This is a genomic window from Paenibacillus illinoisensis NBRC 15959 (genome assembly GCF_004000925.1).
GTDB lineage: Bacteria > Bacillota > Bacilli > Paenibacillales > Paenibacillaceae > Paenibacillus > Paenibacillus illinoisensis.
On sequence record NZ_BIME01000003.1, the window covers coordinates 122,098 to 137,090 of the forward strand.

The 14,993-nt window shown below is 48.6% G+C and carries 12 protein-coding genes; 2 read left to right on the forward strand and 10 right to left on the reverse strand.

Annotated elements, in window-relative coordinates; genetic code table 11:
* Positions 1 to 71: 71 nt before the first annotated feature.
* Positions 72 to 1,784 carry an ABC transporter ATP-binding protein gene (locus PIL01S_RS09245; RefSeq protein WP_127537296.1) on the forward strand — a complete coding sequence of 571 codons (1,713 nt, stop codon included), beginning with the start codon at positions 72 to 74 and terminating at the stop codon, positions 1,782 to 1,784.
* Positions 1,785 to 1,887: 103 nt separating this feature from the next.
* Here PIL01S_RS09245 and PIL01S_RS09250 read toward each other — a convergent pair whose 3' ends face one another.
* From PIL01S_RS09250 to PIL01S_RS09275, 6 genes are all read right to left on the reverse strand, one after another.
* Entirely contained in the window at positions 1,888 to 2,802 is a 915-nt protein-coding gene (locus PIL01S_RS09250) for a class I SAM-dependent methyltransferase (protein WP_127537297.1), read from the reverse strand.
* 196 nt (positions 2,803 to 2,998) lie between these two features.
* The gene (locus tag PIL01S_RS09255) at positions 2,999 to 4,222 is read right to left on the reverse strand and encodes an MFS transporter (RefSeq protein WP_127537629.1); all 1,224 of its coding nucleotides are present in this window, start codon (positions 4,220 to 4,222) and stop codon (positions 2,999 to 3,001) included.
* A gap of 167 nt (positions 4,223 to 4,389) precedes the next feature.
* Positions 4,390 to 6,453 (reverse strand): molybdopterin-containing oxidoreductase family protein, encoded by a 2,064-nt coding sequence (locus PIL01S_RS09260; RefSeq protein ID WP_127537298.1) that lies wholly within the window; start codon positions 6,451 to 6,453, stop codon positions 4,390 to 4,392.
* Between the two features lie 392 nt (positions 6,454 to 6,845).
* Positions 6,846 to 7,685 carry a formate/nitrite transporter family protein gene (locus PIL01S_RS09265; protein WP_127537299.1) on the reverse strand — a complete coding sequence of 280 codons (840 nt, stop codon included), beginning with the start codon at positions 7,683 to 7,685 and terminating at the stop codon, positions 6,846 to 6,848.
* Between the two features lie 163 nt (positions 7,686 to 7,848).
* On the reverse strand, positions 7,849 to 8,319 hold the full coding sequence (locus tag PIL01S_RS09270) for a DinB family protein (RefSeq protein ID WP_127537300.1): 471 nt from the start codon (positions 8,317 to 8,319) through the stop codon (positions 7,849 to 7,851).
* 141 nt (positions 8,320 to 8,460) lie between these two features.
* Complete coding sequence (locus tag PIL01S_RS09275) at positions 8,461 to 9,822, reverse strand: FAD-dependent oxidoreductase (RefSeq protein ID WP_095360026.1); 1,362 nt, start codon at positions 9,820 to 9,822, stop codon at positions 8,461 to 8,463.
* Between the two features lie 521 nt (positions 9,823 to 10,343).
* On the opposite strand from PIL01S_RS09275, the gene pelA reads away from it, so the two are divergent.
* On the forward strand, positions 10,344 to 11,516 hold the full coding sequence (gene pelA / locus PIL01S_RS09280; protein WP_246058153.1) for a pectate lyase: 1,173 nt from the start codon (positions 10,344 to 10,346) through the stop codon (positions 11,514 to 11,516).
* A gap of 73 nt (positions 11,517 to 11,589) precedes the next feature.
* Here pelA and PIL01S_RS09285 read toward each other — a convergent pair whose 3' ends face one another.
* The 4 genes from PIL01S_RS09285 to PIL01S_RS09300 all read right to left on the reverse strand — a co-directional run bounded on the left by PIL01S_RS09285 (position 11,590) and on the right by PIL01S_RS09300 (position 14,861).
* Positions 11,590 to 12,069 carry a glutathione peroxidase gene (locus PIL01S_RS09285; RefSeq protein WP_127537301.1) on the reverse strand — a complete coding sequence of 160 codons (480 nt, stop codon included), beginning with the start codon at positions 12,067 to 12,069 and terminating at the stop codon, positions 11,590 to 11,592.
* 143 nt (positions 12,070 to 12,212) lie between these two features.
* Positions 12,213 to 13,025 carry a ferric iron reductase gene (locus PIL01S_RS09290; RefSeq protein WP_127537302.1) on the reverse strand — a complete coding sequence of 271 codons (813 nt, stop codon included), beginning with the start codon at positions 13,023 to 13,025 and terminating at the stop codon, positions 12,213 to 12,215.
* A 91-nt stretch (positions 13,026 to 13,116) separates the two neighbouring features.
* The gene (locus tag PIL01S_RS09295) at positions 13,117 to 14,022 is read right to left on the reverse strand and encodes an ABC transporter ATP-binding protein (RefSeq protein ID WP_127537303.1); all 906 of its coding nucleotides are present in this window, start codon (positions 14,020 to 14,022) and stop codon (positions 13,117 to 13,119) included.
* Positions 14,023 to 14,345: 323 nt separating this feature from the next.
* Entirely contained in the window at positions 14,346 to 14,861 is a 516-nt protein-coding gene (locus PIL01S_RS09300) for a hypothetical protein (RefSeq protein ID WP_127537304.1), read from the reverse strand.
* Between the last annotated feature and the right edge of the window lie 132 nt (positions 14,862 to 14,993).

The following is a 14,993-nucleotide window of genomic DNA, read 5'->3' on the forward strand; positions in this document are numbered from 1 at the left end:
GACTGAACGCTATGTCCGGACAGGCCTTGAAGCCTGCCTGGGCTTTTGCGTTATAGAAGGGAGAAATACATATGCTTCGCCGTTTCATGGCATATTACCGCCCCTACAGGGGACTTTTTATTCTGGATTTCTCTTGTGCCATTGCAGCTGCCCTGCTGGAACTCGTGTTTCCGCTGGCAGTAAACCAGGTGGTGGACAAGCTGCTCCCTGAGGGCAACTGGTCCATGATTTTAACCGCATGTGCCGCTTTACTCGGCATCTATCTGCTTAGTTCCTTTTTCCATTTTGCAGTCACCTATTGGGGACATAAGCTCGGGATTAACATTGAATCCGATATGCGGAGAGAACTGTTCACACGTGTACAGAAACAGTCCTTCCGCTTCTTCGACAATAACAAGACAGGCCACCTTGTTTCACGTATGACCAATGATCTGATGGATATTGGGGAAATTGCGCACCACGGACCGGAGGATTTATTTATTGCCCTGATGACGCTGGCCGGTGCCTTCGGTATCATGCTCAGCATCAATTGGCAGCTCGCTGTACTGACCTTTATTATCGTGCCGCTGATGATCTACCTGTCCCTGTATTTCAGCCGCAAAATGTCCAGTGCCTTCAAACGCATGTTTGCCGATATTGCAGACTATAATGCTCGGGTCGAAAACACGGTCAGCGGAATCCGTGTGGTACAGGCTTTTGCCAATGAAAATCACGAAATCGGTCGTTTTACTGAAAATAATGAACGCTTCCGCCTTACCAAACTGATCACCTACCGCATTATGGCGTGGAACTCCTCGCTTAGTTTTATTTTGATGAAGTTCGTCTCGCTGTTTGTGCTGGTATGCGGAACATGGTTTGTCATTCAAGGAAGTATGACCTACGGGGAATTTATCGCCTTCGTGATGCTGTCGAATATTTTCCTGGGTCCGATCAAACAGATTAACTCTGTCATTGAAACCTATCCGAAAGGCATTGCTGGTTTCAAGCGGTACCTGGAACTTCTCGAAGCTGTGCCAGATGTAGAAGATACACCGCAGGCCAAGCCCATCACAAGCGTAAGCGGAGATATCGCTTTCCATAATGTTAGCTTTTCCTATGGTGAACATAAGCCTACATTGGACCAGGTCAATCTGGAGATTCAAGCCGGGCAGACCGTTGCACTGGTTGGACCCTCCGGAGCGGGCAAATCCACGCTGTGCAGCCTGATCCCGCGCTTCTATGATGTGGATGCTGGCCATATCACCATTGATGGGATTCCAGTGAAAGATATGACGCTGGAGTCGCTGCGCTCCAATATCGGCATTGTACAGCAGGACATATTCCTGTTTGATGGCACCATTCGTGAAAATATAGCTTACGGCAAATTGAATGCATCGGATGAGGAAATCTGGGAAGCCATCCGCCGGGCACAATTGGAAGAGCTGGTACGGTCACAGCCGGAAGGTCTCGACACCATGATTGGTGAACGCGGCGTGAAATTGTCCGGCGGACAGAAACAGCGCCTGTCCATCGCGCGCATGATTCTGAAAAATCCGCCCATCCTCATCCTGGACGAAGCGACTTCGGCTCTGGATACCGAAACAGAAGCTGCCATTCAGCTGGCGCTGTCCGAGCTGGCTCAGGGACGTACAACGCTCGTTATTGCGCACCGACTGGCAACCATCCGGCACGCGGACCGCATTATTGTCGTAGAGAACGGTGGCGTAGCCGAACAAGGCAGCCATGATGAACTTCTCGAGCGGGAAGGCTCCTATAGCCGACTGCATCAGGCACAATTCGGATAAAGTGCTTCATTTACATTGTTAGCTCAAATACCCTTCCCCCTGACTTATCGGAGGAAGGGTGTTTTACTAAATTAGAGTATGCCAAGCTACACCCTAAATTCGCTTATTTTTTTACAACATGGATAAAATGAATCGTCTCAAATGCAGTCAATTCATCGGTACGATTGTTGAAATATCGCTGCTGGATATCTTCAGGGGACAAATGCTCATAGATGAGAAGTCCTGCATCCGCCAACAGACCTTCGATCTCATGATACGCGAAACAGGATTGCATTGGCTCGCCGGAGGACGCAGCCAGCTTCAACATGTTCTCTACCCGATTAAATATGCCTTTCTCCTCAAAGAGTCGTTCATCCGCATAATCCAGTACCATCGAGCTTCCGGATGGAAGGTTGGCAAAAGCCTGCCGCAAAAGATTGAACAATACCTCTTTGGACAGGTAATACGAAACGCCAAGCAGGCTGAGGAACGTTCTCTGATTTTTGAAACCTCTGCTGGTCAGATTTTCATAAGCAAACCCATGCGCAAAGTCCATTGGGATCAAGTGCAGGTTGCTTGGGATTGACAGGTTGGCCAAACTCAGCCTATCACTCTTAAACTGCTGCGTAGCCGGATGGTCAACTTCAAAGATATTCAGCCTGTCGCTCAGTTCCGGGGTTCTTAACGCAAAGGTATCCATTCCGGCTCCCAGAATGACATATTGTCTGGCCCCCAGGTTGACTTCATGGAGCACTACCTGCTCGCAATAGGCTGCCCTCGCCAAAGCAATGGGAGACAGCTGAACATGGGTGATCCACCTCAATATTTTATCGGGGTCCTCCTTCACCATATCGGCCATTTCTGGATTAAAAAAATGAATGCCCTGCACCATTTGCTCCCGAATCAGTTTAAACTCCTGTGGAGAAATCAGAGCCTTGGCTATGTGGTCATCGAAAATCAAAGGTGAGTCATACTGACTGTGATAGGCGCGGCCAAAGGCCGAGATCAAAGACGTAATGCTGGATTCATTTGGCTTCATATTTATCCCCCCGCACAACAAAATAAGGTCCCCCTGGCCAGGAGAACCTTAGTATATACGGAATCAAATAATATGTAAATTATAGCATAAAAACACATTTTTGTCAATCAAAATTTTGTGGAACATGCAGACATGCTGGATGGATCTTCTGCTCGTCTAACATGTCTGCTCCAATGATACTCCTACCTGGAAGACTCTAGGTATCCAACCCATACTCCTTCACCTCACGGTGACGATTCAGGACGGCATGAAGTGCAAAACCAAGCAGTGCCACCCCTGCCATCGCCGTTGCCAGCCAGGCTACGGAGATCAAGCCCTGTTTATCATACATCACACCCATCACATAAGGGCCGATGACACGACCAATCGAACCGATACCGCCGGATACTCCAATATAAAATGGTGCAGCTCTGCCCGCATGGTCCGAAATGAAGGCAGGGGTTGCAGGTGAGATCAGCATTTCTCCAAAGGTTGCCAGCACCATCGCAAACACCATGCCCGGATAGCTGTACATCGTGATCATGACGATATAAGCCAATCCATAGAATATCGCACTCGCTGCCATCTGCGCAGTGGAGGTACGTGCCATGGTTCGTTTAACCCAGCTCGTGAACGGTTGCCCCACGAAGATCAGAACCCCGTTCAGTGTCCAGAGCAGTCCGTACATTCGTTTCTCCATCCCTTCGGAGATAATGTACGGCGATACGCCTGTGTTCCAGATGGAATTGCCAAACAGGATGAACAATACCCCCAGGCTCATAAACAGGTATAACCTGGTGTTGCCAAGCAGCGCCCAGATCCCGGGACCATTCTGGACCGTTTTGCGTTTCGTCAGATGCACTTCTCCCTGATTGGTATCCACCCGCGACAGATAGTACCAGAAGAAGACTGCAAACCCGGCAGAGGTCACACCGTTCAGTACAAAGCTGAGGTGATAGGAAAAGTCGGCCAAGAAACCGCTGAGTGCCGTCCCAATCGCTACACCGATGTTGTTCGCCACATAAATAATATTGAACAGCTCTCCCCGCCGCTCCGCAAACCGAAAGCCAATGAAGGCCTGGATCGCAGGCAGCGACAAGGAACTGAACAAACCGATCCAGCCCATGGCACATATAAATACAACCCAGTACGCACTAATCCAGGGCAGGGCAAACAACCCAAGTGCATTAAGGGCAAGCGATCCAATGATCAGCTTCTTCACGCCAACCCTATGATATAGTGCACCGCCGAGCAGCTGACCAAAGATGCCGCCGAGCGACTGGATCAGAATGACGAATCCCGCGTTAGCCATCGTCCGCCCGAGTTCATCAAATACGTACATTGTGGTCAGCGGCCACATCAGGGCACTGCCTGTCGCGTTAACCAGACTTGCCAGCAAAAATACTTTGACTTCTTTTGGATAGGTATCCAACCATCTCATCATCTTCATTCTCCTTACTACCATAAACGAACAAAACAAACCTCCACTCACGGCGGCTTAAACTACCTGAGCGGAGGCCATTTGTATATATAACGTTGCCTTTTATTCTTGCTTCAAGGTTTATCCCTTGTTCATCTTACCTGAAAAGCCTCAATCTGCAAGTACACTCATTGACGCTTCACTTCGACAGTGGCCGAGAAGAACGTTGCCCCGTTGCCCATGTCCGACAGCCGACCCGATGTCAGTGAATTCACCCGCTGTTTCCGTCCGCTTCCATCCCACCACAAGCCTTGGCTGATAACCGTACCCGGCAGCATGGATTCGCTCACCTTGGCAGTCAGTTCGATCCGTCCCCGGTCATTCCATACGACCACCGCATCGCCATCTTCAATGTTTCTGTGAGCTGCATCCTCCGGATGAATCAGCAGCATGGGCATTTTCTCCATACGTTGATGCTTCTCCGTATTGGCAAAGGTTGAATTCAGGAAATTGTGATTCGGTGGCGACAGGAACATAAGCGGATGCACATCGTCAGGTCCAGCCGGATGTTCCCCGTCATACCCTTCAACTAGAGCACGATATGTAGGCAGCGGCGGAAGGCCTCTTTCTGCCATCGTTTCGGAATACAGCTCGATCTTCCCGGATGGCGTAGGCAGCTGTTCCAGGAATGAATCATGCGACGACATGTCCAGTTTCACAAAACGATGCTCCTGAAGGGCCTCCAGCGTTACTCCATTCATATAAGGATTACCTGTATCCGCCAGGGCGTCCGCAATCATCTGTTCCGGCGTCTCACCGAAAATCTCAGGATCATATCCCATCGCCTGTCCCAACAGCGAAAACAGTTCCACATTGCTCTTGCTCTCGCCCATTGGGGCAATGACCGGTTCTTGCAGATGAACATACTGATGCCAGTAGGACGTATACAGATCTGTCGCTTCAAACGAAGACTTGGCCGGCAGCACAATGTCTGCATACTTGGCCGTGTCCGTCATGAACAGATCATGCACAACGGTAAACAAATCTTCCCGTGCAAAACCTCGCTCCACCCGCTCGGTATCCGGTGCCACCACCAGTGGATTGCTGCAGTAAACCATTAACGCCCGGATCGGCTGCTGCGCTTCCAGCAATGCTTCGCCAATCCGGTTCATGTTCACAACCCGTGCTTCTGAATTGCTCCGAAGCTCTGGACGCTCCAGTGCGTCGCTATTGGTGCTCGCATAGCTGTTGGTGCGTACGGCTCCGCCGCCTCGCTTCAGCCATTGTCCCGTGATGGCAGGCAGACAGGCAATGCTGCGCACATTCATGCCTCCGTTGTCATGGTGCTGAAGACCGTTGCCGATGTGAATATGTGCTGCCTGCGCGTTTCCGTACAGTTCAGCCAGCTTCACGATATCTGCTTCCGGTACACCCGTGATGCGCGCAACCCTTTCAGGGGTGTAGTCGCGGACATGATCACGCAGTGCCTCATAGCCCACAGTATACTTTTGCATAAAGGCTTCGTCCGTCAGGCCCCGGTCAAACAGTACATTCATCAGTCCCAGTGCGAGTGCGCTGTCTGTCCCCGGGTATAGCGGAATAAACCAGTCTCCCCATTGAGCTGTACGATTCCGGTGAACATCGATGACCACGATTTGGGCACCTTTTTTGCGGGCTTTCTCAGCCAGAACAACTTGGTGCATGTTTGTACTTACAATGTTGCCTCCCCAGACCAAAATAAGGTCCGAATGCTCCGTATCTTCAGGCAGCGTTCCCCGATTGGCGCCCATCGTATATTTCCATCCGGTATTCCCGGCTGCATTGCAGATCGTTTGCTCCAGCATACTTGCACCAAGCGCATTGAAGAATCGACGATCCATCCCATCTACCCCAAGTATCCCCATATTGCCGTAGAAGCTGTATGGCAGGATACTCTCCGAGCCGTACTTCGTGGATATCGATTTGAATTTTCCCGTAATCTCATGGATAGCTTCATCCCAGCTTATACGTTCGAACTTGCCTTCACCTTTCGCGCCGACACGTCTCATTGGATATTGCAGCCGCTCGGGGTGATATATCCGCTCAGCCATGTTTCTGACTTTATTACAGATGGCACCTTTCGTAATCGGATGGTCAGGGTTGCCCGCCACCTTCACGATTTTACCGTTCTCCTTATGAAGCAGCAGGCCGCAAGTATCCGGGCAGTCAAGCGGGCAAACCGACGGGAACACGCCATTCTCCTGATCGATCATATGTACAAGTCCTCCCCATTTAAAACTATCCTTACATCATATAATTTTGGAGGTAATGCCGTAAAGAGAACAGTCATGTTTTGTGCGCTCAGGCTTGATGCCTTCAATCTTAAAAAAAGTTTTGGCCCCATGATTCATCCTCGAAATTCAGGGGTAAATTAAAAGCAAGGCATTAGGTTAGTGTTTCCCCACTTCCTCCTCATGCCATATCATGGACCACTCCCGAAATTCGCCATGAACAGGTTTCGTTCCCCCGAACCTTGTCATGGCGAATTTATTTTGTCTGTAAAAAAAAGCGATCCCATCTTCGCCGGCTTACGGTATAACATACACCGTGAATTCATGGCAATAGGGGATCGCTTTAATATATTCAGTTGAACATATGCGAGCGATTATGCCTGTTTGCTCCACATCGGTCTGGCTTCCGGCTCTACTGTCTGAACAACCGGTTTGACCTCGGGTTCCGCCTTCCGCAGGTACACCATCCAGTAGGCAGCAGCAACGAACAATGCACCTCCCGTCAGATTACCGAGCCATACGGGGATGAAGTTCATGATGTACTGCCCCCATGAGTAGTGCCCTTCGAAGATGGCAGCCGGAATAAGAAACATATTGGCAACCACGTGCTGGAATCCAATAGCGACAAAGGCCATGGTCGGAAACCAGATGCCGAGCACCTTGCCACTCATCGTATCCGAAGCGTAAGACAGCCACACCGCCAGGGCTACCAGCCAGTTACACCCGATTCCGGATATAAACGCCTGTAGAAAGCCGTCATGCAGCTTGTGTCCCGCCATATCCACTACCTTGGTCAGATACACACCTTCTCCTGTGAGACCAAGTACATGCCCGAACGCATATGCCACGAATAGTGCACCAAAAAAATTTCCGATCGTGACCAAGGTAAGATTCTTCAGCATGCGGGCTACGGACAGTTTACGGGCCAGTGTGGCGAGTGGTACTGCCATCATGTTGCCTGTCAGCAGTTCTCCCCCGCCGATCAATACCAGGATCAAGCCCACGGGGAATACCGCTGCACCGATCAGGTTAACCAAGCTGCCCCATTCCGCTGGCGCGGAGGCAATCACGCGAATATCCAGCAGGAACCCAAGCGCAATGAATGCCCCTGCCAGAAAACTGAGAACGAGCACAGAGGACACCGGATTCTGTCCTTTCCTTATCCCCGTATTCACCGTATATTGTGCAACCTCAAGAGGTGTTTTTGCCGCCATGCCATCCTCTCCTTCACTGTTCATGAACGAAATCAGCTTACATCGTTGATATGTTCATTGTATCGCGAAGGGCTCGGCAGGTTTGTTACATTTATCACAAAGTCCTTAAAGTCCCCTTTTCCAGCTTCCGTGCTCTCTTGCTTGAGTGCAGCTGGTTGGTTACTTATTCTGTTCCCAGGTGATGATGTTCACCAAAAATTTGCTGCAGATGGTGCTGCAGATGCTGGACGTAATCTTGTGCCAGCCATTCCATCGTAACCACACTTCCATCCGGTAAGATGCACGTTGGTGATTCCCCTGTCTCCGGCATGCTGGATAGAACACGAATGACAGACTGATTCAGACTGATCCAGAGATTTAACACCTCTTCAATTGGTGCACTTATATATTGTTGGCTCTCTACCCATTGGTCTTGATGATAAGGTGTTATAGACAATGGTTCGGTCTGATGCTGCATTTGGACAAACCGGCTTACGTTATGAAGAGCCGAATCACATAAATGTCCAAGAATCTGAAGACGGGACCATTTTCCTTCCATGCGTGGTTGTACAAGTTCATTTGGATTCAGTGCAAGAAACGAACGGGGTACGGATTGCAGCAAAACTTTGAGCTCGGATACTGTATCTGTAAGCATGTTGTGAACCTCTCCTTCATGTTCATATCTAATGGGTTGACCTCTAACCTGTTGTTAAATATAGCACCCATTTCTAGAACCAACTACATCAAGTTATATAAAAAACTGCCGCATTTCTGCGGCAGCTCTCGGATTCATTAGTTACACCATCGCTGGTGCTTTTACTTCTACTGGAGGCAGAGCCTGAAGACCGGCAGAGTTCAAGAAGTTCCATGGTTTGTTGTAATGCGGTTGGAAGAAGAAGTCGATGAAGGCGAGCTCATCTACGGTCATGTTGTTCTGAATGCAAACCGAGATTGTATTGATCGATTGCGTCAGATCCGCCTTGGACATCACTTGTGCTCCGACGATTCGGCGTGTAGCCTGTTCGTAAATGACTTTGAGCAGCAGTTTCTCAGCCGTTGGCATGAACTCCGGACGATAAGCATCTTCAAGTGTTACAGCTTCCACCACCAGCCCGTCATCTGTAGCAGATGTTTCGGTCAGTCCTGTACCTGCAATATTCTGGTCGTAAATTTTAATTCCTGATGTCCCTTGTGTACCCATGTAAGGCGTTGTTGGACGAACCAGGTTACGAGCTACCAGTGTACCCATTCTTACGGCATTGGTTGCCAGTGGAATGTAAGAAGCCTTGCCTGTTGGATTATAGTGAATCGCACAGCTGTCACCTGCAGCGAACACGTCTTTTTGGCTTGTTTGCATATATTTATCCACGATAATTGCCCCGTTCGGCAGCATATCCACCTGGCCTTTGAGCAATTCGGTATTCGGACGGAAACCAATACACAGGATTACAAGGTCTGTCTCGAATTCACCTTTCGATGTGATCACCTTCGTTACCTTGCCATTCTCTCCGGTGAATTTCTGTACAGTCTGGCCCAGTGCAAGCTTGATCCCGCGTTCAGTCAGTGTGTCCTCAATGGCATCTGTAAACTCGGGGTCCAGATATTTATTGAGAATCCGGTCCACACTATCGATCAAGGTGACTTCCTTACCGTTCATTTGGAATGCTTCAACCAGTTCAATACCGATGTACCCTGCACCGACAACGGTAACACGTTTGGCTTCTTTGGCTTTTTCGATGATCGTATTGGAATGGTTGTAGTTTTTGCAGAGCAAGATGTTCTCCATCTCGATCCCCTCAAGTTTTGGAACGACAGGCCATGAACCTGTTGTCACGATGAGTTTGTCAAACGTATCTTCAAATTCTTCCCCTGTTTTCAGGTTTTTAGCCTGAAGTTTATGATTCGCGGCATCCACTGCTGTAACCTCATGCAGCATCTTGGTGACTACACCCAGCTCAGCCAGCTGATTTGGCGAAGAGTAGAACAGTCCATCCGGATCCTTCACAACCCCGCCAACATAAAGGGCAATACCGCAAGATAGGAAGGAAATGTTGTCATTGCGCTCATACACCGTGATGGTAGCATCCGGGTACAATTTGGCGGTATTGATGATGGCTGCGGTTCCTGCATGTGTACATCCGATAACTGCGATTTTCATAATAAAAGTCCCCCTTGAAGTTATAAAATATAAACCGTGCTTCATTTATCAAATAGCTGCGCTTGATTCCTGGTCTTTAAAACGACAATGGTTCCATTCTTTTTGTGAATACATTCACTAATGAAACTAAACGATTATGTGAAAATATTCACTACCAACTTGGTGGCTTTGTGATTTATTTCACTTCATGTACTCATTATAATGTGATCTTTTTCACATTACAAGTGTTTTCTTAAAAAATATTTAAAAAATAGGATATCGCCCTGTGGACGAGCCGCTGCTTCAACCTCTAAGACCTATTGTCCCCTGAGCAATAACGGTTTATGCTATTGAACCTTTTGGAGAAAAAAGGCCTTCATCCTAACCGCATAGTGGAGCTGGCGGCTGATCGCTGAACGATAACAAATATAAAATTTTAAGCATATCAGTTGATTTTTATATTAGAAAGCGCTTACAATATTATTGACCCTTTATTTGGATTTTATATGAATAGAATACCAATTATGTTGGGAGGCATTCATTTGAAGAAACGTTCCATCTCTGTTTCATTAACGCTGGTTCCTGTCTCTGCAATTATCGCCATGTTGACCGCAGATATCGCCAGGCCCGTGGTTGCTTTTGCCGATTCCCCGCCTGTCACCATTAAAACCGAGGTGTTATCCTCCAAAACTTCTGCTGGGGTTGATGTATCTTCACTGCTGAATAAGTTCAGGGATTACAGCACGTTCTCTACGGGAGACTTGGCCAAGGACACCGCTTATGCGCTAAACATCGTATCCTGGCAGCTGCCGCATGGTGGGTTCTTCAAAGCAATGGAGGAGAAGTACAAGTCCTCCTGGGACGGGGTAGCGCCGCGTTCGGATTGGAAAGACCCAAAAGGCGTAGAGCTCGGAACGTTTGATAATGACGCAACTACAACCGAGATCCGCTTCCTGGCTGATATGTATGAAAAGACGGGCAACCCGCTCTTCCGGGACAGCGTCCGCAAAGCGGTCGATTTTATCCTCGTCTCCCAATATCCTTCAGGCGGATGGCCTCAGGTTTATCCACAGCGGGGCAATTACTCCGACAGCGTTACCTATAATGACAATGCCATGGTGCGAACCATGGTGCTCATCGATGACATCATTGAGAAGCGTAAAGGCTTCAACAACGATATTCTGAGTGAGGATACACGGTCCAAGCTGGCGGCGGCCTTGGATCGAGGAATCGCATATACATTGAAAGCTCAAATTAAAAACGGCGGTGTGCCTACAGTTTGGGGTGCCCAGCATGACCCGGTAACCTACGCGCCTGTATCCGGCAGAGCCTATGAACTGGCATCCAAATCCGGATCCGAATCTGTGGCCATCACGGCTTTCCTTATGTCCAGGCCTCAGACACCCGAGATTGAACACGCAGCCAAAAGCGCCCTCCGCTGGTTTGATCAGGTCCGAGAGGATGGAACCAAATATAATCGTCAAGGACCGGTGTATTTCGAGCCTGACCCGTCCAGTGTGATATGGTACCGTTTCTACAATGTAGATGAGGATGTGCCCTTCTATGCGGACCGCGACGGCAAGAAGTACATGGATATTATGGAGATCAGCGAGGAGCGGCGACACGGCTATTCCTGGGCAGGAAACTATGCCCGTAATCTCCTGCAGCTTGCCTCGGATCAGGGATATTACAATTTAAGCAAACCGCTCCCTTAACTTTCTTGGTAAAAATAGCTTTTAAAAAAAGCCTGTCCTCCAACTGGAGGCAGGCTTGATCTGTTCTACTTGATTATCCCAGCAGTTTCTCAATCTCTGCAGTCATCGCTTCAGGAGACTCTTTGGGTTCAAATCGTCCCACCACTTCACCTTCACGATTGACCAGGAATTTGGTGAAATTCCATTGAATTGTGTCGTCTTCAGCTGTCCCTGGCTGCTGCTCGCGAAGATACTGGAACAAAGGATGCGCATCCTCACCGTTCACGTCCACTTTGGCGAATACAGGGAAGTTCACACCATAGTTTATTTGGCAAAAGGATTCGGCTTCCTCGCTTGTACCCGGCTCCTGTCCTCCAAACTGATTACAAGGGAAACCCAGTACAACCAAACCCTGATCGCGGTAACGATCATACAGCTTCTGCAGTTCTCCATATTGCGGAGTCAATCCACACTTGCTGGCCGTATTGGCGATGACAAGAACTTTACCTTGGTACAGATCCAGTGATACTTCCTGATTGGCTGGCGTTACGGCCTGATACGAATATACGGACATGACTGATTCCTCCCATGATCGATGTTGGTTTTGGGGCAGCTGTCATTACCTTGTATGCATACAACATAATACAGCGCCTGTCTCCATATTATAGACCCGGTGCTCACCAATTACCAAATTCAGCCTTGAGGCCTTCCTGCCTGTTATCCAGACTTGGCTGCCAAGATGTCATCATAACGCTTCTGCCGTTCGGCCTTACTAAGTTTGGGACAGCTATAACAATAATTTTGGCCTCCATACACTTGGTGATGAAGACAGCATACCGGCTTCATCAGCATGGTCTCTCCTGGTTGATGTGGATTATCAATCTCTACCGGCTTGAACGATAACAGATTCTTCTTCAATCCGAGCAGGCTGGCAGGTAGAGCAATGACATGTTCATACCCTTCAATCACCGCTTCTCGCTCAGCTTCTTCGATATTCATTTGTAATGCTGTGGTCTTGTACCAACGGAGCATGGAGGCAAGCTGTGACCACATCTGACCAAGGCTCGCTTCTCCGGCAGAAGCAACCCCTTCAATCAGAGGACGAAGCTGCTCTGTGTAGTATGCGGTCAGGATATCCTTTCGCCATGAGGATTGGGCTGTATCTATGAGATTCACTGGTGCAGGGTGAGGATGTTCTGTTCCATCCAGCAGTTGAAAACGAAAGGCTGCACGGCCATCCTGAACCTCGAGCTGCAGCTTCATATTCTCCAGTGAAAGATCAAGCCATGTATCACATAGTGCCGTCATATAATGAATCCCCAGCATCAGCCCACGCACCGAATGCATGAAGTATACCGCTGCGGATCGGATTGAATCTGCCTGAAGATGTTTATTATATACATCTAGCAGCTCTCTCGCCTTCTCCGGTTGTCTAAGCTCGGTCATGTGAATCTCCCAAACTGGTTCATCCCCAGGTACGGTTGTGATTCTTCCATATTGCTGTAACCAGGTATAGTTGATTGCTCCCATCTCAGCATGCCTCCCATGAATGCGAATGAGCCGCCTGCATAAATGCAAAGCGGCTTATTCTATATTTCAAGACCACAAATGGTCCGCTATATTAACTTCCTGTTGCGGTACGAACACGTTGTTCGGAGCGTCCTGCAGCATTCATCATGGCACCGTTCATCACCATTTGCTCTGGCGCTGCCGTTTGCTCTGGCACAGCCGTTTGCTGGCGTTCGCCGGCAAGTGCATATGGCAGGCAGAGTGGCACACCGGAACGTGGATCAATTACGATATCCGCTTCAATGTTGAACACTTCGCGAAGCACGTCACAGTTCATGACTTCTACAGGGGAACCTGTAGCAATTGCTTTACCTTTTTTAATGCCGATCATGTGATGGGCATAGCGGGAGGCATGATTCAGATCATGCACAACCATAACGATGGTGCGATTCGCGGTCTCGTTCAGCATCTCCAGCAATTGCAATACTTCAAGCTGATGAGCCATGTCGAGGAATGTTGTCGGCTCGTCCAGGAACAGGATATCCGTTTCTTGAGCAAGAGCCATGGCAATCCAGGCACGTTGACGCTGTCCGCCTGACAACTGATCAATTGGGCGGTCGTGGAACTCCGTCATGCCCGTTACTTCAATGGCCCACTCAATCATGCGCTTGTCTTCAGCACGCATTGAACCGAAGCCTTTTTGATAAGGAAATCTTCCGTAGGACACCAGTTCCGTTACTGTGAGTCCCTCCGGCGCCGTAGGATTCTGCGGCAAAATCGCAAGCTGCTTGGCTACTTCACGGGTGGATTGCTTATGAATGGACTTCCCGTCGAGCAAAACACTACCTGCTTTTGGATTCATGATCCGTGCCATCGTCTTCAGGATGGTTGATTTACCTGAACCATTGGCTCCAACAAGCGCTGTAATTTTTCCTTGGGGAATTTGAATATTCAGATCTTCAACAATCAGTCTTTCCTCATAAGCGATATCCAGCTTGGACGTCTCCAGACGAAACATGCGATCATCCCTCTCTCATTTATCCCGGTTATGTATTCCGGCTATCGATAACGAAAACGAATTTATATGTTCAGCGTATTTCCGGCGCAACAAATCTTCTATAACAAAGATACTGATAATCATTATCATTTGTCAATAAGAAATACCAAACTTCTTGCTTGTTTGGAGCGATTATATAGCAGTTCAGAGGACTTTTCGATCGGAATTCGCCTCATTTATGTGAGAGCTTTTCTCAACGTATACGTGCAGTTGGTCCCTGTTGGGGATTATCCAAAAATGATGAATCCAGAGCTTGTGTCTAATTTGTGAACAAAAGAAAGAATCTACTCTTCTTCCTGCAGCAGAGCCTGGGAACCACTTAAAATCATCTTCTTCTCGTCCTCATAACCTGACTGTCCGCCCTGAAAATAGGCATGCAGCACAATGTCGGCTTCTGATCCATCCATCTTTTCGAGTTGTGCTTGAGTCAGTGTTATTTCATACGGTTCCGTGTACCAATCCTCATTCGTCAATTCCGTTGTAAGACCTATATTCGTTGTTGTTCTTGGAGGCAAAATCGACTCCCCGTTTGCCTGTATATCCACCATAAACACGTGTTTGGAGTGAGCAATCGTATGGCTCGTATCCGTCCCCACATACTTAATTCCTGAGTGAAACATATACGTGTTCTTACCTGCCGGCTGAACGACCAATCGAAGCAGGTATTCCCCAACTTGTTTCGTTGCGGTCACTGAGCCCCCATCTTCTAACTGAATGTGATCTGGCTGAGCATCCCTGCTTGCATCATTCGAACAACCAAAGAGTACAATGCACATCATCAATATAAAATATGAACGCATTATGGTCCCCTGCTTTCCTTCGGTTTTGGTTTTGGAATTGGCCCCTCTCTTGTCAGACACCCCAGGAAACCGGAAAGTTGCATGATTTGCATTATCTCCTCAAATAAGATCGTCCTTAAAGGATTGGGAGCA

Coding starts and splice junctions, on each gene's coding strand:
- PIL01S_RS09245 (WP_127537296.1), top strand. CDS start 72: ATGCTTCGCCGTTTCATGGCATATTACCGCCCCTACAGGGGACTTTTT.
- PIL01S_RS09250 (WP_127537297.1), bottom strand. CDS start 2,802: ATGAAGCCAAATGAATCCAGCATTACGTCTTTGATCTCGGCCTTTGGC.
- PIL01S_RS09255 (WP_127537629.1), bottom strand. CDS start 4,222: ATGAGATGGTTGGATACCTATCCAAAAGAAGTCAAAGTATTTTTGCTG.
- PIL01S_RS09260 (WP_127537298.1), bottom strand. CDS start 6,453: ATGATCGATCAGGAGAATGGCGTGTTCCCGTCGGTTTGCCCGCTTGAC.
- PIL01S_RS09265 (WP_127537299.1), bottom strand. CDS start 7,685: ATGGCGGCAAAAACACCTCTTGAGGTTGCACAATATACGGTGAATACG.
- PIL01S_RS09270 (WP_127537300.1), bottom strand. CDS start 8,319: ATGCTTACAGATACAGTATCCGAGCTCAAAGTTTTGCTGCAATCCGTA.
- PIL01S_RS09275 (WP_095360026.1), bottom strand. CDS start 9,822: ATGAAAATCGCAGTTATCGGATGTACACATGCAGGAACCGCAGCCATC.
- PIL01S_RS09285 (WP_127537301.1), bottom strand. CDS start 12,069: ATGTCCGTATATTCGTATCAGGCCGTAACGCCAGCCAATCAGGAAGTA.
- PIL01S_RS09290 (WP_127537302.1), bottom strand. CDS start 13,025: ATGGGAGCAATCAACTATACCTGGTTACAGCAATATGGAAGAATCACA.
- PIL01S_RS09295 (WP_127537303.1), bottom strand. CDS start 14,022: ATGTTTCGTCTGGAGACGTCCAAGCTGGATATCGCTTATGAGGAAAGA.
- PIL01S_RS09300 (WP_127537304.1), bottom strand. CDS start 14,861: ATGCGTTCATATTTTATATTGATGATGTGCATTGTACTCTTTGGTTGT.